The sequence below is a fragment of the Shewanella marisflavi genome (assembly GCF_023283925.1).
In the GTDB taxonomy this organism is placed as follows: Bacteria; Pseudomonadota; Gammaproteobacteria; order Enterobacterales; family Shewanellaceae; genus Shewanella; species Shewanella marisflavi.
Genome location: NZ_JAKIKX010000001.1, coordinates 855,395 through 875,860 on the forward strand (window position 1 = coordinate 855,395; position 20,466 = coordinate 875,860).

Here is a 20,466-nt window from a genome sequence, read left to right on the forward strand (position 1 = left end):
AAGGCAAACGGTTGAAGCAATGAGAGACAAAGATATTGAACTCTTTCAATGAAGTGATTGGCCTACTCGATAATGAGCAGGGACGAGCCGCACTGGCGGGGATGATACGGGGCATAGAGCGCGAGGCATTACGTATCGAACCATCTGGTCATCTGGCAACAGATAAGCACCCAAAGGCATTAGGAGCAGCGCTAACGAATTCGCGGATCACCACTGATTATAGCGAGTCGTTGCTCGAGTTCATTACACCCGTGTATCAAGACATTGACGCACTGCTGACGGATCTTACTCAAACCCACGCTTTCACTGTTCGTCATCTGGGAGAGCAACAGCTCTGGCCGGTTAGCATGCCCTGTTATGTCGGTGATGTGGCCGATATCCCCATTGCTGACTATGGCAGCTCTAACACTGGCAAACTTAAGCGTTTGTATCGTAAAGGGCTAACCTACAGATATGGTGCGCAGATGCAGATCATCTCTGGGGTACATTTTAATTTTTCAGTATCCGATGACCTGTGGCAAAAGCTTTATCAAGTGTCAGACAAGCGTCTGAGCCTTGGCGATTTTATTTCAGAGTCCTATTTCGGATTGATTCGAAATTACCGCCGTCTGGTGTGGGTACTCCCTTATCTATTTGGCGCCTCTCCGGCATTGTGTAGCTCCTTTATCAAGGATCAGAAAACCGATCTGGCTTTTGAAAAGCTAGGCAAGGGCACGCTTTATCTACCTTATGCCACCTCGCTGCGCATGAGTGACCTTGGTTACACCAACAAGGAGCAGGAACGGCTTAATATCAGTTACAACTCCCTCGGCGAATATCTGTCGGGGATCAATGCTGCCATTAAGATGCCGTCAGCCCATTTTGAGAAAATAGGCGTTAAGGTTGATGGTGAGTTTCGCCAGTTAAATTCTAATGTATTGCAGATAGAGAATGAGTTTTACTCGCCTATTCGTGCTAAGCGCGTGACCCAGGCGGGAGAGAAACCCTCACAGGCGCTCGCCCGTGCTGGGGTTGAATATATCGAGGTGCGCGCGCTGGATGTCAATCCATTTAGCCCGGTAGGTATCGATGCCGACCAGGTGCGTTTTCTCGATCTCTTCTTGCTCTACTGCCTGCTTACGCCATCGCCTAAGAGTGATGCTCAAGATGAGGCGGCGATTAGCGAGAACCTGAATCGAGTGATCACCCATGGGCGTCAACCTGGGCTCACCTTGTGTAAGGCAGGAGATGAGATAGGGTTGAAAGACTGGCTCGAATCGCTATTTGGCGAGCTAGAAACCTTAGCTAAGCTGCTCGATGGCGAGGAAGATGCGTATCAACAGAGTTTGGCTCATTGGTATGAGGCGGTTCAAGACCCTGCTAAGACACTGTCTGGCAGAGTGATGTCGGCCTTGATGGCTAAAGGCGTCGATCACAGTCTATGGGTTAAGGAGCTGGCTAAAGAGTATTATCACGCCTTGTTGGATTACCCCTTGAGCCCTAAGGTAGCATCGGATTATGAAGCGGCGGCCGAGCAGTCTCTGCAGGACCAGGCTCAGCTTGAAGCCGAGTCGGTGCAGGACTTTGAACAGTACCTAGCCGATTACTTTGCCGAGGCGCCGCAGCCAATAGAACAAGTGGTATAAGGTTAAGGCGAGTGACATGAGAGTCGGTTCAGCTTGTAGGAAAGTCAGTTGTTATCTTGCGGCGCTCGCTATCTTGTCAGGGTGCGCCTCTGGGCCTGACGAAGACGCCTTATGTGCAACTGTGTCCGGCTATCAGATGCCGGATGAATCCCTGGGGCTTTATCGCGCCGTGGTGACACACCTTAATGGTAAGCCGGTGATCTCAAGGCCAAATTACCGCCTGGCGCCAGGGGAGTATCAATTTACCCTGGCCGAGCTTATCGACTCGCCGCGATTGAAAGTGAAACTCGCGGCGCGTCAAACCAAGACTTTGACCCTGCACCTTGAAGCCAACCAACGCTATCATCTGGCGGCCCAATTTAATCAGGATAAGATCTATCGAGGTTTAGATACCGATTACTGGCAGCCTGTCGTTTGGGCGCAGGAACCCCATGAATGTGAGTTTATTAGCGAAACCAATTAGTAAACAGCCTCTTGGCGTTAAATTTGACCGCTGCCGATTGCTTCTCGTGGGTAAGGATGTGAAACTAAGCTCTGTTGAGCTTTGAAGTTTACTTCTGTTTGATCTAAACGCATTTTGAGCCAAGCGCGAACCTTGAAGTACTGTTTCGCGATGTTAATGGCAACAAACAAGCAATCGCCGATAAACGGACGCAGAAACTAACGACAAAGATTAATAGCCCCTATTTTGAATCGCTTATTGTTTTGGGTCTTTTTGATGACAAGAATTTCCGCCCTAGTTACCGCCATGTTATTGCTCTCCCTTGGAGGCTGTGCCACCTCACCGCCTAAGGATCCAGAAAATCTTTGCGCCATCTACCAGGAGAACCGTGACTGGTATGAGGCCGCGGTCGATACCCGTGAAAAGTGGGGCGTGCCCGTGCATGTGCCCTTAGCCATGATGTACCAGGAAAGCTCATTCAAACATAACGCTGCTCCGCCGATGGAATATTTCCTCGGCTTTATCCCTATTGGGCGAGCCAGTGACGCCTATGGCTATGCACAAGCCAAAACCATGACCTGGGATGATTATGTCCGTGAGACAGGTAACTCCTGGTCCAGTCGCAGTAACTTCGATGATGCGATGGATTTCATGGGGTGGTTCATCTATAAGACCCAGAAGATCAACGGCGTGTCTAAGTGGGATGCTCGCAATCAATATCTTAACTATCACGAAGGTTGGGGAGGCTATAAGCGTGGTACTTATAGGCAAAAGCCCTGGCTGATTAAGGTGGCCGACAAGGTGGATAAGCGTGCTAAGCGCTATGCGGCTCAGTATCGCACTTGTCAGGAAAACTTAGATTCTTCCTGGTTGTGGCGGTTGTTTTTTGGGTAAGCAACAGGTCAGAACTCACTGTTTTATCAGCGGTACAATATTTTTAAGGTAAATTTAAGCTAAGCTTTTGCTGCTTATGCTTTTTTTCTTTGGTCGAGTTAATCCGCTCGGCCCCTGTTATCTGCATTTAAAAATGACTATAATGCGCGCAAAACAATAGCCTTACCTACAAAAAGGATAAAAGATGACTAAGCCATTTGTTGCCGTATTAATGGGATCAGATTCTGATCTCCCAACAATGCAAGCCACCTTAGATGTGTTAAAAACCTTCGGTATTCAATTTGAAGCTAAAGTTACCTCGGCGCACCGCACGCCAGCGGCAACTCACGCTTACGTTACCGATGCCGAAGCGCGTGGTTGTAAAGTCTTTATCTGCGCAGCGGGTCTGGCTGCTCACCTGGCAGGTGCTGTCGCGGGTATCACTACTCGCCCAGTGATTGGTGTGCCGGTTGATTGTGGTCCATTGCAGGGACACGATGCCCTACTATCAACAGTTATGATGCCAGGCGGTGTACCGGTTGCGACAGTGGCGATTGGTAGCGCAGGTGCGAAGAACGCAGGTTACCTGGCAGCGCAAATGCTTGCAGTTGGTGACGATGCCTTGGCGCTAGCAGTAAAAGAAGAACGTGCCAAATCGGCAGAAGCCGTACAAGCCAAAGATGCCAAGCTGCAAGAGAAGCTAGCTCAAGCATAATTGCGCAACTTATCGAAAATAAACCGCGAGCCTTAGGTTCGCGGTTTTTTTATGGGCAGCAATAACCCCTTTTGCTAGCTGATACGTTTACATCACTAAAGGCTTACCTAAAACTCAGTACGCGAAGCACTGAAATTTGGTGCGTTAGTTAGCCATATAGTTGAATTAACTCGCAAGTTATTGGCTAAGCATGGACAAACCACGTCGGGCGATGCAAACTCACTATTGCATCCGTTTCTCTCCGCTGAAGGAGCTGACATGAGGGAGTCCCAGCGTGGAACAAGTATCTGAAATCGAGACAGATAGTGATCAGGCTTTAATGGCGCAGTATGCCCAAGGAGATCAGAAGGCCTTTGAGCTGCTTTACCATAAGCATAAGGGTGGCCTGTATCGTTATTTCATGCGTCAGATAGGTGACAGTGCCCTGGCTGAGGATCTTTATCAAGAGACCTGGAGCCGAGTGATAAAGGCGGCCAGTGGTTATCAGCAAAGAGCCAAGTTCACCACCTGGCTCTATCGAATCGCTCATAATTTGCTGATCGATCACGTCAGAGCCCTTAAACCGGTAGACAGCTTAAGTGAGCCTATAGGGGAAGAGCAGACATTAGAGTCACTGTTAACAAGTGATGTGGCGGTGCCCGATAGTCAGCTTGAAGAAGAACAGAAGGCGATAATTTTAAAGCATTGCATTAGCCAGCTTCCCCATGTGCAGAAGGAGGCTTTCTTGCTCAATGTGGAGATGGGATTTACGGCGGCAGTGATCGGCGAAATAGCCGGTGCGGGCATGGAGGCGACCAAGAGCCGTATTCGTTATGCCAGTCAGGCGCTCAAAGCCTGTGTGCAACAGAAATGGCAGGAGCACGCGAATGTCAGATAGAAGCGAACAGGAGATCTCGGATCTTCAGCTAAAAGCCCTGTATCAGGCTAAGGCTAACGAAGAGCCTTCGGCCGAACTCGACGCGCGTATATTGGCTATGGCGAGCCAACATCAAAGCCAGCCTAATGAGTCGGCGGGCAAGGGGGATGTTAAGGTCGTCAGTTTTTGGCGTCAATATCGCTGGCCATTATCATCGGCCGCCTCTGTCTTATTGCTCTCAAGCTTGTTACTGCTTAATTTAAATCAGCCACAGCCACCCATTACTGAGCAGATGATGCCTATGATGGCCAGCGATCAAGCCGTCGAGTCGATGAGAGCCGTCAAGCCGTCAGACGGTGCGAGTCAGATGCAGCCGCGGATAATGTCGCAGCAAGCACCAGAATCTAGTGAGCAGCAGGGACCTGCTGCGCAAAGCGAAAAGAGTCATAAGCTGGCAGCACCGATAAAGGCGGATGGGCAAGCTAAGGCGAATATTTCAGATATTCAGGCGGTAAATCATCTACAGCAGCTGGTCGATAGTGAGCTGTGGCGCGATGCTGATACCCTGTACCAGCGACTGTTAAAGGAGCGTCCAAGATTGCAAGACAGCAGCCATCCTCAGCATGAGCAGTGGTTAGCGCTTGTAGATAAAATTAAGGCCCATCGGCAGGGGAAAGAGTGACTTAAGCTGAAGCATTAGCATGATAAACGGGGCCTTAGCGCCCCGTTTTGCTTATGCAATCAAGTATGTTATCGGATCCATAATCCCCTGAGCCCCCGAATAGATTGATCCCAAGGAGCAATATCTAGTCAAAATGCCAGATGATAAAAGAGGGAGAAGGGATAAAAGGGATGAAAAAGGTGCCTAGGCTGTCTATGGCGTGTCGCTGCCAGGCCTTATCTATCAAAGTTGTGCCTGACTATCGCTTTCCGCCAGCGCCTCAGGCTGGCTCGAGAAAAACTACCCAATGCGCTTACTCTGTCCGCAGAAGCTGAAACCTTAGCCGTTACCTTATTATCCATATATTGTCCTCTAGCGACTTCAGGTCAGGAGTTGTTACGCCTCAGTAAACTTGTACACATTTGCTAATACTTCTTTGGTTATAAATTACTGTAGATTTAAGGAAAGTTTGCTACCTTGTTGCCCCATAAGAATAAATTTGATCTTACTTTGAGCGTATTATGAAACTTTCTCATCTTTTTGCCTGTTGCGTCTTGGCATTGGGCACGGCTTCATCCTCTCCGCTTTTTGCTTCTCAGACCAACAATATTCAGACTGTCAATTCAACCGCGTCAGAGAATATTGGCTATTACCGCTCTCCAGCCCTACATGACGATACCTTGGTCTTTACCGCCGAAGGCGATCTTTGGCTGCAGCAACTGGGTGATCCCCAGGCCAGGCGTTTAACCAGTCTTCCGGCAGAGGAGCTCGGGGCTGCCATTTCAAACGACGGTCGCCAGCTGGCTTTTGTCGCCAACTATGAGGGAGCGAGTGAGGTCTATGTGATGCCGCTTAAGGGCGGCGTGGCCAAACGAGTCAGTTTCGAAAATAGCCGAGTGCGGGTTCAAGGCTGGACTCATGATGATCAGGTGCTGTACGCCACCGATAATGCCTTTGGCCCGGCGAACTACTGGGTGCTGCGCAGCGTCGAGCCTAAGACACTTAAGACGCAAGATTTGCCATTGGCGGATGCCATCGAGGGCGTGATTGATAGTGTAGGGCAATATGTCTACTTTACCCGCTTCGGTCTGCAGGCCACGGGCGATAACGCTAAGGTTTATCGCGGCGGCGCCAAAGGAGAGTTGTGGCGCTTTAAGTTGGGTAGCGAGCAGGAAGCGGAGCCGTTAACCGCGGGTCATGACGGCTCTGTTCGTCAGCCTATGCTGTGGCAAGAGCGTCTTTATTTTGTCAGTGATAGCAGTGGCAACGATAACATCTGGTCGATGACGCTCGATGGGAAAGATTTGCGTCAACACACACAATTTGATGCCTGGCAGGTGCGCGGTGCCCGATTGGATAATGGCCGTATCGTGTTTCAGCAAGGCGCCGACATCAAGCTTTTTGATATTGCCAGCAATCGCCTCACCACAGAGGAGATCCACTTAACCTCAGATTTTGCCGAGCGTCGTGAGCACTGGGTCAACCAACCCATGAAGTTCGCCACCTCTACGCACTTGGCTCCTAAGGGTGACAAGGTGGTGATCACTGCTCGCAGCCATGTTGCTGTGGCGGGCACAGATGGGTCGCGGCTGGTGGAGCTGGCCTTGCCAGGGGATTACCGGGTGCGCGGCGCCGTGATGAGCCCAGATGGCAAGTGGGTCTATGGTATCAGTGACGCCTCTGGCGAACAGGAGATCTGGCGCTACGCGGCCGATGGCAGTGCGTCGGCTAAGCAGTTGACTCAGGATGCCAGCGCCTTGCGCATGGGGCTGAGCCTGTCACCCGATGGCCGCTATATTGCCCATGATGATTACAACGGCGATCTCTGGTTATTGGATCTCAAGAAGGGTGGCAACACTAAGATCATGACCAATGGTCAGGGACTTGGCCCCTATGGTGATGTGGTCTGGTCTAACGATAGCCGTTTTATCGCCGTGACCAAGGATGAACGTGGCCAGCTTAGACCACAAATTGTGCTCTATTCGCTGGAGGAAGGTAAAGCCCAGGCGCTGACCAGCGACAAGTATGAATCTTTCTCGCCAGCCTTCAGCACTGATGGCCAATGGCTCTATTTCATTTCAAACCGTGCCTTTAACGCCACGCCGACATCGCCTTGGGGCGATCGCAACATGGGCCCGGTATTTGACAAGCGTGGGCAGATCTTTGCCCTGGCGCTTACACCTGAGGCGCGCTTTCCCTTCAGTAAGCCGAATGAGCTCAGCCTGACAGCTGAGAAAAAGGACGAAGCGGATGACACAAAGATACAGGTGCAGTGGCAGGGGCTCAGCGAGCGCCTGTGGCAGGTGCCTGTCGCTTCGGGGAATTACAGTAAGCTACAGGTGACAGACAAAGGCCTTTATCTCATCTCGCGGTCGGTGGATGCTAACCAGGCACCTAAGCTCGATTGGATTAAATTTGATCCACTGGCGCCTAAGGTGGAGACCTTCAGCGAAGATGTCGCCAGCTATGCGCTTTCGGCCGATGACAGCAAGTTATTTTTGCGTCGTCACAGTAAAGGCGGCGAAGAGATGCTGATTGTCGATGCGGGTGATGCCTTGCCGAAAGATCTGGCCCACGCCAGAGTGCAGACCGAGCAGTGGCAACTGGCCATTTCGCCTCAGCTAGAGTGGCAACAGATGTTTGAAGATGCCTGGCTGATGCACAGAGACTCCTTCTTCGATAAGCAGATGCGCGGTCTCGACTGGCAGGCGACCAAGGCCAAGTATCAGCCGCTGTTGGCTAGGCTGACAGATCGCCATGAGCTTAATGATATCTTCAAACAGATGATGGGTGAGCTGGATGCCTTGCACTCGCAGGTGCGTGGCGGCGATCTGCCGCAAAACCCTAACCTTCCTCAGGGGGCCAATCTAGGGGCTCGTCTGTTGCAGACAGAAAATGGGGTCAAGATTGCACATATCTATCAAAACGATAGTGAGCTGCCTGAGTTGGCTGCGCCGCTGGCAAAGGTGGATGTGAATGCCAAGGTGGGCGATCTCATCCTTGCGATTAATGGTAAGCCGGTGACTAGCGTTGCCGATGTGGCGCGTTATCTGCGCAATCAGGCTAGTAAGCAGGTGTTGCTGACGCTCAAGCGTGGACGCAGTGAGATCAAGACCATAGTGTTGCCTGTATCGAATCGCAACGATGCCAAGCTGAGATACCTGGATTGGGTCAGTAACAATAACCAGAAGGTGACTAAGGCGGGTGACGGCGAGATAGGTTACCTGCATCTTTATGCCATGGGCGCGGGTGATATAGCCAGCTTTGCCCGCGAGTTCTACGCCAATATCGATAAGAAAGGCCTAATTATTGATGTGCGCCGTAATCGCGGCGGCAATATAGATAGCTGGGTGATCGAAAAACTGCTGCGCCGTGCCTGGATGTTCTGGCAGCCGACCCAAGGCACGCCAAACACCAATATGCAGCAGACCTTCCGTGGTCATCTTGTGGTGCTTACAGATCAGCTAACCTATTCAGACGGTGAGACCTTCTCTGCTGGCATCAAGGCCTTAGGCTTGGCGCCGCTTATCGGTAAGCAAACCGCAGGCGCAGGCGTTTGGTTGTCTGGACGTAACGCTCTGACCGATAAGGGGATGGCGCGAGTTGCCGAGTATCCGCAATATGCGATGGATGGTCGCTGGATTGTCGAGGGACGTGGTATCAGTCCGGATATCGAGGTGGATAACCTGCCCCATGCCACCTTCAAGGGACAAGATGCCCAGCTGACCAAGGCGATCAACTACCTTAAGCAGAAATTGGAAGTTGAACCTGTGTTGCCGATCAAGGCACAGCCTATGCCTGCAAAAGGGATGGCCCAAGACATTAAATAAACAGTGCATTAACGCCTTGTGTTAACTAAGTAAGTTTTAGGGGGTTACCGACCAAGCAGTTCCCAGGTCGGTAACCTCCATTTTTATTGAAAGATGGCTTGATTTGAAACGATTGGTTGTCGCGTGGCAGATATCAATCGAAAAGAGCGAAGGCCAAATGAATGGCTAATGGATTGCCATAGCCTCGCTTATCTGCCTGTCTTGACTCGATGTATCGGGGGATGGAACTCAATCCGGACAGCAATGCTGGTTATGTGGATTCTAGCTAGGTGTTATCTTTATCATCAGCTCTTTGGTTAAGGAGTTGGCAATAAAGCAATGTTTATGAGCCAAAGCATGCAGCTTGGCTAACGTCTCTTCGCTCTGCTCTGTGTTAAATATCACTTTAGGATTTAGCGTGATTTGCGTGATTGCCGTGCGCCCCTGGCTATTGCGGCCAAGCTCGGCGCTGGCACAGTCTTGGTAGCTAATTACCTCAAGGCGTTTCTTCTGCGCTATGGTTAGAAAGCTCAACATATGACAGGCAGCAAGTGCGCTAAGCAGGCTCTCCTCTGGATTGACCTTATCCTGGCTGCCTTGATACTCAGGAGCCGCAGAACCTTCAAGTGTTTGGCCACTGGCAAAATCGAGTTGATGATCTTTGCTGCGTTGAGCTTGATCTCTGGTTTGCGGCCAAGAGATGGTGACTGAAAAAGACATCTGGCTTGGGAGTTAGTGACTGAGATGGCCAATATAGCAAAGATTGCTGGCTTTGCCCTCAGCAAAATCTATTGAACCTAAAAGGTTAGATTTGCAAGGCGCCTTTGCGCTGCCAGAGCTCGCTTGGGTTCTCAGTTTTTTTGATGTGCCTGAGCACTTAACTGCAGCGCCAATGGCGACAGTGTGACTTTGTCTTGGGTATGGTCTGCGGCGTTAGCCAATTGCCGATAAAGCCCTACTTGAGCCTTGGACTTAGTTTTTCCATTTGCGCTGGAATCGTGACGCATCCACTTTTGGTAAGCCGTCGCTTTTGAAATTCGCACCTAGATGCCTGTTAATATCTGCCTGAGTATAAGCAGATGATAAACAACAACGACTGAATCCAGGCTGAATGAAATTTGTGCAAACAGGCGATTTAAGTTTAGAGGCTTAAGTTAATCGGCTTAAGTTAACAAGCTTAAGTTAACCGGCTTAAGTTAATAGCTTTAGTTGAAGTGTCTATCAATCGAAACTGATTCTGTGCACTCTGCTTTGTAAACTCAGCTTTGTAAACTAATCCCCTAGCTCCTTTTTAACCTAGCTTGTTATCTCAGAAAACGAGGTTACCTAACGCAATAACTGTCGCGGTTATCATGGCGGTGGGCAGGGTTTTGGCTTGATAGCTGAGTAGCAAGATAACGCCCAGCGCTGCGCCGCTCATGACACCAAAGAAGGTGATACTGGCATAAGCGATATCATACTCTTGAATCAATAGGCTAAAGCTGAGTGCTAATAAGCCCCAGCCCAGCAAGGTGAATATCCTTTGCTGTTTACTGCTGGGGGCCTTATTAAAACAGCTCTTAAAATGAGTGAACATGGCCAGCGCCAGTGCGCCAAAGGCGGTAAAAGTCAGTGACAGCGCTGCGATCATGGGCGTACCTCCTTCATCTTGCCAGTGTGCTTAGCAGGCATAGAGCGCTCAATCAGACCCGGAGCTTGAGATACTCGCTTGGCGGCAAAGCCAGCGATTAGGGCAAACAGCAAACAAGCGATGTCTACTCCGGCCAAGGTCCATTGACCGGCGACGATGTTGCCGACAAGATGCTGTCCTGAGGTCACCGCGTTGAGTAGTGGCACTGCCCCAAACGCAAAGGCGGTCAGCATTAGCCATTGTCGCCAGCGTGCCAAGGATTGTTGGTTTCGTATTGCGTCCCAGATGGCGATACAGGCGATAACCGCTATGGTGATAAAGAAGCTATCGACTTCGCGCTGGGCTCTGTCGCTCAGGTCGACGGACAGTAAACGGTTAGCGTAGAGAAACACAGCACTAGCCAGCGGCAACCCGCAGATGACGCTGATATTGAGGACATTGACTAGCTTAAGACCCACCGAAGGCTTGGCGCCTGCCAGTATCGCTTTTTGCTGTTTCTGAGCAATCTTTACCGCCCAAAGCAGTGTGCCTGTGGCGATCATGGCGCAGCCCATCAGTCCGCAGAGGAAGAACAGCCCCCTTAGTGCCCAGTCGGCAAAGCGCGCGGTATGCAAGGCCATCAGGGTATCATAGGTCTGATAGGTCGCCGTTTTGAGATCTTCTTTAAAGAGTGGCTGGCCGGTGACGCCATCGAAGCTAAGCATAGTGCGGCTGTCTGTCACCTTATGGGCGCTATTGAGGGTGAAGCTGATGCGGCTGTTATCACGTCCTGGCGCGTTTATGGTCACCTGCTTTAATGGCGCCAAGCCCCACTGCTGCTCTACTTGTGGTAATAGCTGCTTTGCTTGAACCAACTCGGCGGATACTTGGCTTGGTTTAATCTGCATGCGGGCGGGATTGAGGTCGGCGCGAAAGGCGCGTACATCGCCATCATATTGAGTTAAGGCGCCCCAAGGCATGAACATAAACATCAGGGTGATGAGGCCTGTATAGGTGATGATCAGGTGGTAGGGCAGCGCCATGACGGCACTCACATTGTGGGCGTCTAGCCAGGAGCGGCTTCCCTTGGCACGTCTGAAACTGAAGAAGTCTTTAAAGATGCGTTTATGGATCACCACGCCGCTGATCAGGGCGATAAGCATCGCCATAGTGGCCAGGCCTACAATCCAGCGCGCAGTCGCTACCGGAAGGTAATGAAGATCAAAGTGTAAGCGATAGAAGAAGTTGCCCCCTTTCGAATCGCGTATTTCGGTGATCATCTGCTGACTATTCTGACTGACCACATGTTCGTGATATCTGCCGCGGCGCTCGCCTTTAAGCGGGGCATCTTGCCAGGCAAAGCTTAGGTAAGGTTTACGCTCGGTAGGCAGACTGATGATCCAGCTATTAGCATCGGGTGCGACTTCGGCCAAGTAGTTCTGGCCTTGTGCGATCTGTTTGTTTAGTAGCTTTTGAGAGTAGCTTTGAAATACTTCCTGGTGTAGCTCAGGTTTGCTCCAAAGGGTGATCTCATGGCGAAAGTAGCTCAAGCTACCCGCAAAGAAGATAAGCAAGAGTAGCCAGCAGACGGCTAAACCCGCCCAAGTATGCAGCCAGGTCATAGAGCGGAAAAAGGTTTCTTTCATGGTATCAACCCAAAGCTAAGGTGAGGCAATAGAGCGCTAAGCAAACTGTCAGGGGTTCCAGTACCACGCGTTTGTGGGATCTCAGGCTAAAAAGTCGAATGATCATGGCAGCAAACAGGCTAAAAGAACTCATGGTTGCAATCAGTACCGCATCGATTCGGCTAAGGGGTAATAACTCTGTCAATAAGACGCAGGCGAGTGCTGCAGTGCCGTAACCGCCGAGAAGAGAGCAGAGTAAACGTATAATGACGGAAGCTGTGGGAGAGAGGTCTCGCTCAAACAGCGACTGATACTTGGCTATGGCGCTATTCACTATCGGTTATGTCATGGTGTGTTAGGTATCCGGTATCTTACCCTTGTTGACATGAATTCTCATTCGCATTTACATGTAAAGCTAACAGATCATCATGAGTGTGGTAGATAAAAGACAAATTGATTAAATTTTGTTTACTTTGTGGGATTTATGCTCGATATACCCCATTTGTGCCTGATATTCTGTTTTGCCTGCTTGCTTTTAACCTCTATGGGGAGTACACATTAGTAGACACTGAATGGATATTTACTTGGATTTCGCCCATGCTTAAATAGGCGTTAAATGAAAAAAAAAGCGTTTCACCCCTTGTTTTTTCTTTCACTCATCCCAAGTTCATTATTGAAGTCATCCTAAAAAGGAAAACCTATGAAAATAAATCTTTCTGGTCACCACGTAGACATTACCGATTCAATAAAAGAGCATGTGAATCAAAAGTTTTCCAAAATCGCGACCCATTTCCCCACGTTAATCTCACTCGATGTCATCATTGCCAAAGAGCATGGAGAGTATCAGGTCGAACTTAGTACGAATTATGAAGGTAGTCGGATATCAGCCTCTGGGAGTGACGATGTTATGTATCCGGCTATAGCGGCTGCAGCCAAAAAACTTGATGCGGCGCTAAAGCATAGAAAAGGTCAGTTGAAGGCAGATTTACATCAAAAGCCAGTAAGTACGACACCAGAGATAGCCCATGAGATCATCCAAGAGATGAAATTGGTCTAATCGGTGTCGAGTTTCATTGATAAAAAACCACCCTCTGGGTGGTTTTTTTATGTCTGAAGATCAGGGCAGACTTATTAATAAGCTGGGGCATTCAAGGTAAGTTGCATCTTCTTTATGGGCCAAACTTTGGATTAGATGCAAAGTCTTGAGCGATATCCGATACTCGCCAGGTGCGATAACGTAGGCCTGAGAAAGCTGCAGCGATGCGGTTAACGGTTTATCCGTTGGTAACAGCAGGTATTCATCGTCACTGGGCTGGCCGCGCTTGGCCAGTGCGCCTTGATACTCGAGAACTGTCTGGCGCTGAGTATCGGTTAGGGTCAAAAATTCACTAAACCAGGCATCGAAAGGTGTGGCACGGCTAAGCAGGTACCATTGGCTATCTGGCGGCGCGCTGATCTCAAAGGTGAGGCTATTTGCCTGGTCTGCCTTATATAGGCGACAGCTGGGCATGGCTTGCTGAGCAAGACTATTCATACTGACCATCCAAAGCATCAAGAGGCTAACTGATAAGTATCCTAAGGGATTTGACATAAGCATTTATCGAACAGACATCTATTGAACTTAAGTTTATTGGAACTGGTGAGAACAAAAAAGGGCGGAAACTTCCGCCCATAATGACAAGAAAGAGTACAACCAGATTAGTTCAAGTTAGGTGTGTTTTCAGCAAAATATTCATGGCTGTCAGCATTTTGTATTGCTTTAGCTGGATCGCTGATCGCCAATGATTTTGCACCACTTTGGCCATAGACAATATCGTCGGTACCGGCCACGACATTAAAATGGCTGGTTTCATGGATAATAGTACCGCCTTTAGAGTCGGTACCTGTTGTCGGGGCAGACCAGAAGGCATTACACATGTAGATCTTATATGGCTGCGTTGGGTAAACATAAGCAAAGTATTGCTTCTTACAGCTGCAGTCGAAGGTGAGGGGCTCGTTGTTTAGCGCGTTATCAATTTTGCTGAAATTGTTGCTCACCGTGTTCCAGCGAGATGAGCTGTAAGCTCCAAACCAGGTGCTGTAACGCTGTGAATTGCTGCTGGCAGTGGCTAGGTGCTGGTTCGCATCGGCTGACATGTTTTTTGCCGCGGCTAGACCCGCCAGAATATCGCTTTGTTGTGAGTTGCTGCAGCGTCCAGTGAAAGAGATGCCGTCTGGCGTCGTACCACCGCCATCACCAGTGCCGGGTTTACCTTTATTGGCACCGCCCTTAAACTCACGACCTTCCAAATAGAAACTGGCAGATTCAGACTGTATCCCTTCGATACCGAGACGAGCCAGTTTTTTCGCCTGACCAGGGTTAGGAGAAAACAGTTGCATAGAGCTGACATCATAACTGATCTCATAGTTGGCGGTTGCCGACATGTCATATAGTGAAGACAGCTCTACTTGGTAAGAGATACTCTCACCCGCTTTTAGCTTGATGTAGTCCTTATGGCTTGGTGCTGGGCGCTTGTAGTGAGCGCCTAAATAAGGACGAGCTTGACCATCTGCTGTGACTTTAAAGAGCGACTCTTCAACACCCTCTGCCGCCGTAAACCACTTAAGTAGTTTTACCGGTACATTCTCTTCGTTGGTTAACGTCAGGGTCACCATGACGTCTTGATCGCTACTAAAGCTGTCTTGGCTCATTTGAAGTTTAGCGGCGATCCCATCGGCAAGAGCCGATTGACTTAGTAAGGTGGTTGCGATGGCGAGTGTTGATAATTTGAATAGTTTGCTCATCAATTTTTCCTTTTGATTGAGGTTATTTTTATTGGTGTTAACAAATGTTACTCAGTTGTTACAATTTCGGAGTTTAATCTTATTAAGGTTTGAATAGCAAGCATTTATTGGTGCTTTATTTTGTATAACACCAATTGGGTAGAGTATTGGTCTTTATCTTTTGGGGTGGGGAGAGGTTCAGTTTGAAGTCAGCTAACTTTTAGAGGTATGGGATGGTTTGCGGTGGGTTATGAAGGTGAGGTTAGTGGTCATTAGCGCCTGTTATCGTTTTCTCTCACAGTACGGTTTTTAGGTTTTCATATTCATCTCATTCAGGGCATCGACTGGGTCTTTCAACTTGGCGTTGTGCAAGCGCTTTGTCGCAGGAATTATAATTTAAGTTGCACACAACTTAATTTGGGGGTATAACTTGGGTCAAATGAATTGCGCGCAATTTAAATTTATCTTTTGAAGTGATCTTAGGAGTTAACATGAAAACCTTATATGAAACCCAAGCAACAGCCAGTGCAGGGCGTAATGGCCAGGTAGCAACCGATGATGGCAAGCTATCTATTGCTCTTAGCTACCCTAAAGAGATGGGCGGAACTGGCGAGGCGAGCAACCCGGAACAGTTATTTGCGGCGGGCTACAGCGCTTGTTTCTCAAATGCCATTTTGCATGTTGCCAAAGAAGCAAAAGTCAAATTGTCTCAGGCGCCAGTCACCGCTAAGGTCGGTATAGGGCCTCGCGCCGAAGGCGGTTTTGCCTTGACTGTGGCCCTAAGTGTCGAGCTGGATTTGCCGCAGGAGCAAGCTTCTGAATTGGTTAAAACGGCTCACCAGATTTGTCCTTACTCTAACGCCGTACGCAACAACATTGACGTAGGACTAATGGTTAATGGTGAGTCTTTGTAAGTGCAAGTTATGAATACTCATTCGATGGATGAACGATTCGCTTCTGCGGGTATCATAGTTGGGCGTATCATGCTTGCGCTCTATTTTCTTGTCCCTGGGCTCATGAAGTTTGTCAGTTGGGATATGCATGTAGCCTTAATGGAGCGACATCAGATGGTGCTAATTCCGCTGCTGCTTGCCAGTGCCGGCGTTAGCCAGATTGTGGCGGGCATTTGTTTAATATTAAACCGTTATACGTCAGTGATTGCTTCGCTGTTAGCTATGATGGTGTTACTGATTAACGTTACACTGCATGATTTTTGGCATTTCGAAGGGCTTGAAGCGGCACATGAGATGCAAAATTTCATTAAGAATCTAGGTATATTCGCAGGTTTACTGGTGTTGGCTGGCCACAGTCACCTTAAGCACCGGGGTAACAAGGGGTTTCGCTAGGTCTAGTATAGATAATCCGTAAGCCTGAATTTGTCAGCCATTGCCTATGGGGGTCAGTTATTGTAACGTTCCCTAATGACCTGGCTTGTATAAATGTCTGCAAAATGGCGCATAGATAAGCTAGATCTTCACCAGGACACAATGAAAGGCCCCATCCTATGGGGCTTTTTTATAGCTTGTGTTTGGCGAGCTCGGTCAGCAACATTTCGCGTCCCTCGCTTTCCACATGGGTCAAAAAGGCCTGGGCGATTGCCGAGGGACGTTTAGATTTTAGCCAGAGGAAATACCAGTTGGAGTTGATCGGCAGCTCCTTAACATTTAGCTGAGCCAATCCGGTATTACCACCAAAGGCGAGGGTATGGGCCGAGAGTATGCTGACGCCTAGCCCTGACATTACAGAGTGCTTGATCGCTTCGTTGCTCTCTATGGTCATCTTGACGTTGAGTTTAACGCCCTGTTTAGCCATAAAGCGCTCGATGGCCAAGCGAGTGCCCGAGCCATTTTCACGCATCAAGAAGGGCGCCTCGCAGAGCTCTGCCAGAGAGACGCCTTCCTGACTGACGAAGGGATGATTCTCGGGGGCTATGGCCACCAGGGGATTGTTGAAAAATTCTATGCTCTCGGTATTGAGCTCTCCTGGCGGGTGACTGAACACATAAAAGTCATCAATCCCTTGTTTGAGTCGCTCGATGATCTGTTGTCGGTTACCCACATTTAGCTGAACGGCGACATTGGGGTAACGCTCGCAAAAGGGGCCCAGCAGATGGGGAATAAAGTACTTTGAGGTGGTCACCACGGCCAGACGCAGGGTGCCCGACTTTAACTCTCCCATATCGGAAAGGGACATTTCTAGCCGCGCAAAACTGTCGAGGATTTCGGTCGCTGCCTTAACGACCTCCAATCCCGCTTCGGTAAATACCACCTTACGCCCGACAATGTTATACAGCGGAAAACCTATCACTTCAGCCAGTTTTTTTAGCTGCATAGAGATGGTGGGCTGAGTGAGGTGCAGTGTTTCTGCCGCGCCACTGACACTGCCACAGTCATAGACAGCCAATAAGATCTCCATCTGTCTGAGGGTGCCTAAGTGTGCCTGTAGCCTAAGAGACATAGTCGTCACTCCATGTATAGATTTTTATCTATATAAAAACATAAAAATATCTATTTTTATATATAAATTATTTTTGGCAAGATCGTCTCTATTGAAAGAACACCGAAAACATTGCGGTATCAGTCGTAAACGGGGGATCTTATGAAACACCTATTTCAATTTGTTTTGGCAGAGAAACAATCACTTTTCAGTATCTTTGTTGGCTTAATGGTTGCGGCACTCGCCTTTGCCACCATGAATGAAGGTCACAACGGTATGGGACTGCTTATTGTTGGCATCAGTCTGATTTCACTGAGTCTAGTGTCAATTGCCATCAAGATGTCATCTAAGCGTCGTGCCGTAAAACCTGCGCCTAGCCTGCAAGTCAAGGGCGCATAAGATGCAGCTCGATATCACGATAGCCTTTTTTATCCTCGGCGCCTTGGCAACGTTATTGAGATCTGACATCCAGTTTCCAAAGGCGCTGTATCAGAGTCTGACTCTATTTCTTATGTTGGCCATCGGTCTTAAAGGTGGCGTGGCGTTGTCTAAATACGGCTCGATAGCCCTTTTGCCTCAGTCACTTTTGGTGATTGGGCTTGGTTTGGTTCTTCCTCTGATCGCCTTTCCCATTCTGCGTTTTATCGGCCAGCTTAAGCTTGAAGATGCGGCCTCTATCGCCGCTCACTACGGCTCTGTCAGTATAGGCACCTATGCAGTGGCCGTGGCCTTTCTCGAGACGCAAAACATCAGTTATGAAGCCTATTTCCCGCTATTTGTGGTGTTGCTGGAGGTCCCAGCCATTGCGGTAGGTATCGCCCTTGCTAGACGTTCGGGTACTAATGTTAAGTGGCGCGAGCTGATTCATGAAGTGTTTTGCAATCAAAGCTTAGTACTGCTCGTCGGTGCCCTAATCATTGGCTACTTGTGGGCTGAGCGTATTGAAGGGATCACGCCGCTCTTCTTCAACCTGTTTCATGGCATATTGGCACTCTTCTTACTTGAGATGGGCATGCTCGCGGCCAGCAGGCTTAAAGATCTCAAGCATATGGGCAACTTTATGCTGGCGTTCGGCGTATTTATGCCGCTGCTCGGCGGTTTATTGGGCTGTATTTTAGGTTTGCAGATGGGGCTGTCGAACGGCGGCGCAACTTTACTGGCTGTACTGGGGGCTAGCGCGTCTTATATCGCGGTGCCGGCGGCCATGCGGGTCGCTATTCCCGAAGCCAACCAGAGTCTGTCGATCACCTATTCATTAGCAATTACATTTCCGTTCAACGTATTGGTGGGCATACCTACCTATGCGCTGTTCACAAATTGGTTATCAAATTAAGAGGCACGTATGAGTAAAGCAAGAGTAGCAATCATCATGGGTTCACAGAGCGATTGGCCGACCATGAAAAATGCCACCACAGTCCTGGATGCCCTGGGTATCGCTTACAGTAAACAGGTGGTTTCGGCCCATCGCACGCCTGAGCGTCTGGTGAGCTTTAGCCATGGCGCAGCAGACGAGGGGATTGAGGTGATTATCGCTGGTGCCGGCGGCGCGGCGCATCTGCCGGGCATGACGGCGGCCATGACACATCTCCCGGTGATCGCTGTACCCGTAATGAGTAAGGCCCTAAAAGGAATGGATAGCCTGCTGTCTATCGTGCAGATGCCAAAAGGAGTCGCGGTAGCCACTCAGGCAATTGGCGATTCAGGCGCCTTTAACGCCGGCCTAATGGCAGCGCAAATCTTGGCGCTGGGCGATGCAGAACTGACCAAGCGTCTATGTGACTGGCGCGCTAGCCAAACCTCAGGTGTGCCGCTGGAGGTAGAATAATGCGCATTGGCATCATAGGTTGTGGTCAGCTGGCGCGTATGATGGCACTAGCGGGCATTCCCTTAGGCCTTAAATTTAGCTTTGTGGCCGATGGTGGCCCTGATACGGATCTCAGTTGTGTCGAAGGCCTGGGTCCTGTGGTTCCCTGGCAGCCAGGACAGAGTGTAAGCGAACTCTTTAAGGCCTTGGGAAATCCGGACGTTATCACGGTCGAGAAGGAGCAGGTGGATCTGGATTTAGTGCGAGCACTCGAAGCACATTGCACTATTAGGCCCAATGTTGACAGTATTGCCAAGTGCAAGAGTCGTATTCATGAAAAGCAGCTGTTAGCCCAGCTTGATATTCCTTGCGCGCCTTTTACCTATGACGTCAGCCTCGAAGAGAGTGCCAAGACATTAGGTTACCCCATGGTGATCAAGTCGCTCGATGAAGGTTATGACGGCAAAAATCAGTGGGTAGTGCGTAGCGATGAGGATCTTGCCAAGGTGTCGCCTGAGCTGAAAGCAGGTCATTATTTGGCTGAGCAATGGATCCCCTTTGACGCCGAGGTATCTATTATCGGTGTGCGTAGTGCAAGTGGTGAGGTGAGCTGTTATCCCCTAACCGAGAACCAACATCAGAACGGTATTCTGGTGCGCTCAATGGCACCGGCTAGAGGGTTAAGTGCCGAGATGGTGCTGCAAGCGCAAACTTATATGAGCAGGTTGCTGGAAGCACAGCAGTATGTGGGCGTACTTGCCATGGAGCTGTTTGTGGTGGGTGATAAGCTGCTGGTCAACGAGTTGGCGCCAAGGGTGCACAATAGCGGTCACTGGACCCAGCTCGGCGCTCAGACTTGCCAGTTTGAGAACCATATACGCGCCGTCGCCGGACTCGCCCTAGGGGCCACTTCGGCCATAGGTAAGACGGGCATGCTCAACCTGTTAGGGGTTGCTGCACCACCTATGGACGCCCTGAGTGCCAACGCTAGCCTGCACTGGTACAACAAGGTCGCCAAGCCCAACCGCAAGCTAGGACACATCAACTTCATGATGGATGATTACGGTCAACTCGCTAGCCAGATGCAAAGCGTCGAACAGTCGCTGGTGAAGTGCTAAGTTAAGTGCCAACGGCTAGCTAAGTGGATTAGGATTGAGAGTCTTAAACCGTTAATGTCAAAAGCCCCGACAAAATATGCCGGGGCTTTTTTGTGTCTTAACATCTGAATTTAAATACTTTATTTGGCTT

22 protein-coding genes are annotated in these 20,466 nt (G+C 49.6%); 14 read left to right on the forward strand and 8 right to left on the reverse strand.

Annotation, left to right across the window (positions count from 1 at the left end):
• The first annotated feature begins 35 nt into the window (after positions 1–35).
• From gshA to L2712_RS03685, 7 genes are all read left to right on the forward strand, one after another.
• Entirely contained in the window at positions 36–1,625 is a 1,590-nt protein-coding gene (gshA, locus tag L2712_RS03655; protein WP_283104731.1) for a glutamate--cysteine ligase, read from the forward strand.
• A 16-nt stretch (positions 1,626–1,641) separates the two neighbouring features.
• Positions 1,642–2,088 (forward strand): hypothetical protein, encoded by a 447-nt coding sequence (locus L2712_RS03660; protein ID WP_248976898.1) that lies wholly within the window; start codon positions 1,642–1,644, stop codon positions 2,086–2,088.
• 255 nt (positions 2,089–2,343) lie between these two features.
• A complete protein-coding gene (locus L2712_RS03665; RefSeq protein ID WP_248976899.1) occupies positions 2,344–2,961 on the forward strand; it encodes a transglycosylase SLT domain-containing protein in 618 nt (205 codons plus the stop codon).
• Between the two features lie 184 nt (positions 2,962–3,145).
• Positions 3,146–3,655 carry a 5-(carboxyamino)imidazole ribonucleotide mutase gene (purE, locus tag L2712_RS03670; RefSeq protein WP_088905107.1) on the forward strand — a complete coding sequence of 170 codons (510 nt, stop codon included), beginning with the start codon at positions 3,146–3,148 and terminating at the stop codon, positions 3,653–3,655.
• A gap of 319 nt (positions 3,656–3,974) precedes the next feature.
• Complete coding sequence (locus L2712_RS03675) at positions 3,975–4,532, forward strand: sigma-70 family RNA polymerase sigma factor (protein ID WP_248977066.1); 558 nt, start codon at positions 3,975–3,977, stop codon at positions 4,530–4,532.
• A complete protein-coding gene (locus L2712_RS03680) occupies positions 4,522–5,193 on the forward strand; it encodes a hypothetical protein (protein WP_248976900.1) in 672 nt (223 codons plus the stop codon). The genes L2712_RS03675 and L2712_RS03680 overlap by 11 nt, the downstream gene beginning before the upstream one ends.
• 500 nt (positions 5,194–5,693) lie before the next feature.
• Positions 5,694–9,002, forward strand: a complete 3,309-nt coding sequence (locus L2712_RS03685; RefSeq protein ID WP_248976901.1) for a S41 family peptidase — start codon at positions 5,694–5,696, stop codon at positions 9,000–9,002.
• A gap of 261 nt (positions 9,003–9,263) precedes the next feature.
• Here the strand turns inward: L2712_RS03685 and L2712_RS03690 are convergent, their stop codons facing one another.
• From L2712_RS03690 to L2712_RS03710, 5 genes are all read right to left on the reverse strand, one after another.
• The gene (locus L2712_RS03690; protein WP_248976902.1) at positions 9,264–9,701 is read right to left on the reverse strand and encodes an OsmC family protein; all 438 of its coding nucleotides are present in this window, start codon (positions 9,699–9,701) and stop codon (positions 9,264–9,266) included.
• Positions 9,702–9,832: 131 nt separating this feature from the next.
• Positions 9,833–10,024 (reverse strand): hypothetical protein, encoded by a 192-nt coding sequence (locus L2712_RS03695; protein ID WP_248976903.1) that lies wholly within the window; start codon positions 10,022–10,024, stop codon positions 9,833–9,835.
• A gap of 266 nt (positions 10,025–10,290) precedes the next feature.
• Complete coding sequence (locus L2712_RS03700) at positions 10,291–10,611, reverse strand: DUF3325 domain-containing protein (RefSeq protein ID WP_248976904.1); 321 nt, start codon at positions 10,609–10,611, stop codon at positions 10,291–10,293.
• Positions 10,608–12,236, reverse strand: a complete 1,629-nt coding sequence (locus tag L2712_RS03705; RefSeq protein ID WP_248976905.1) for a PepSY-associated TM helix domain-containing protein — start codon at positions 12,234–12,236, stop codon at positions 10,608–10,610. Before L2712_RS03705 ends, L2712_RS03700 begins: the two co-directional genes overlap by 4 nt.
• A gap of 4 nt (positions 12,237–12,240) precedes the next feature.
• Positions 12,241–12,549 (reverse strand): hypothetical protein, encoded by a 309-nt coding sequence (locus tag L2712_RS03710; RefSeq protein ID WP_248976906.1) that lies wholly within the window; start codon positions 12,547–12,549, stop codon positions 12,241–12,243.
• 366 nt (positions 12,550–12,915) lie between these two features.
• Between L2712_RS03710 and hpf the strand changes: the two genes are divergently transcribed.
• Positions 12,916–13,272, forward strand: coding sequence for a ribosome hibernation-promoting factor, HPF/YfiA family (gene hpf, locus L2712_RS03715; protein WP_033538551.1), 357 nt, complete (start codon positions 12,916–12,918; stop codon positions 13,270–13,272).
• 60 nt (positions 13,273–13,332) lie between these two features.
• Here hpf and L2712_RS03720 read toward each other — a convergent pair whose 3' ends face one another.
• Positions 13,333–13,749, reverse strand: a complete 417-nt coding sequence (locus tag L2712_RS03720; protein WP_248976907.1) for a hypothetical protein — start codon at positions 13,747–13,749, stop codon at positions 13,333–13,335.
• 164 nt (positions 13,750–13,913) lie between these two features.
• On the reverse strand, positions 13,914–14,999 hold the full coding sequence (locus tag L2712_RS03725) for a M35 family metalloendopeptidase (protein ID WP_088905101.1): 1,086 nt from the start codon (positions 14,997–14,999) through the stop codon (positions 13,914–13,916).
• 470 nt (positions 15,000–15,469) lie between these two features.
• Here L2712_RS03725 and ohr point away from each other — a divergent pair, with 470 nt between their 5' ends.
• Entirely contained in the window at positions 15,470–15,892 is a 423-nt protein-coding gene (gene ohr / locus L2712_RS03730) for an organic hydroperoxide reductase Ohr (RefSeq protein ID WP_248976908.1), read from the forward strand.
• A 9-nt stretch (positions 15,893–15,901) separates the two neighbouring features.
• The gene (locus L2712_RS03735; RefSeq protein WP_248976909.1) at positions 15,902–16,324 is read left to right on the forward strand and encodes a DoxX family protein; all 423 of its coding nucleotides are present in this window, start codon (positions 15,902–15,904) and stop codon (positions 16,322–16,324) included.
• A gap of 169 nt (positions 16,325–16,493) precedes the next feature.
• On the opposite strand, the gene L2712_RS03740 is transcribed toward L2712_RS03735, so the two are convergent.
• The gene (locus L2712_RS03740) at positions 16,494–17,435 is read right to left on the reverse strand and encodes a LysR family transcriptional regulator (RefSeq protein ID WP_248976910.1); all 942 of its coding nucleotides are present in this window, start codon (positions 17,433–17,435) and stop codon (positions 16,494–16,496) included.
• A 141-nt stretch (positions 17,436–17,576) separates the two neighbouring features.
• On the opposite strand from L2712_RS03740, the gene L2712_RS03745 reads away from it, so the two are divergent.
• Genes L2712_RS03745 through L2712_RS03760 form a run of 4 tightly spaced genes read left to right on the forward strand, consistent with a single transcriptional unit; the run spans position 17,577 to position 20,336 of the window.
• Entirely contained in the window at positions 17,577–17,813 is a 237-nt protein-coding gene (locus L2712_RS03745) for a hypothetical protein (protein ID WP_088905098.1), read from the forward strand.
• A 1-nt stretch (position 17,814) separates the two neighbouring features.
• Positions 17,815–18,747 (forward strand): sodium-dependent bicarbonate transport family permease, encoded by a 933-nt coding sequence (locus tag L2712_RS03750; protein WP_033538546.1) that lies wholly within the window; start codon positions 17,815–17,817, stop codon positions 18,745–18,747.
• 9 nt (positions 18,748–18,756) lie between these two features.
• A complete protein-coding gene (gene purE, locus L2712_RS03755) occupies positions 18,757–19,239 on the forward strand; it encodes a 5-(carboxyamino)imidazole ribonucleotide mutase (RefSeq protein ID WP_248976911.1) in 483 nt (160 codons plus the stop codon).
• Positions 19,239–20,336: a 5-(carboxyamino)imidazole ribonucleotide synthase gene (locus L2712_RS03760; RefSeq protein WP_248976912.1), complete on the forward strand. Its 1,098-nt coding sequence runs from the start codon at positions 19,239–19,241 to the stop codon at positions 20,334–20,336. The genes purE (L2712_RS03755) and L2712_RS03760 overlap by 1 nt, the downstream gene beginning before the upstream one ends.
• Positions 20,337–20,466: the final 130 nt, after the last annotated feature.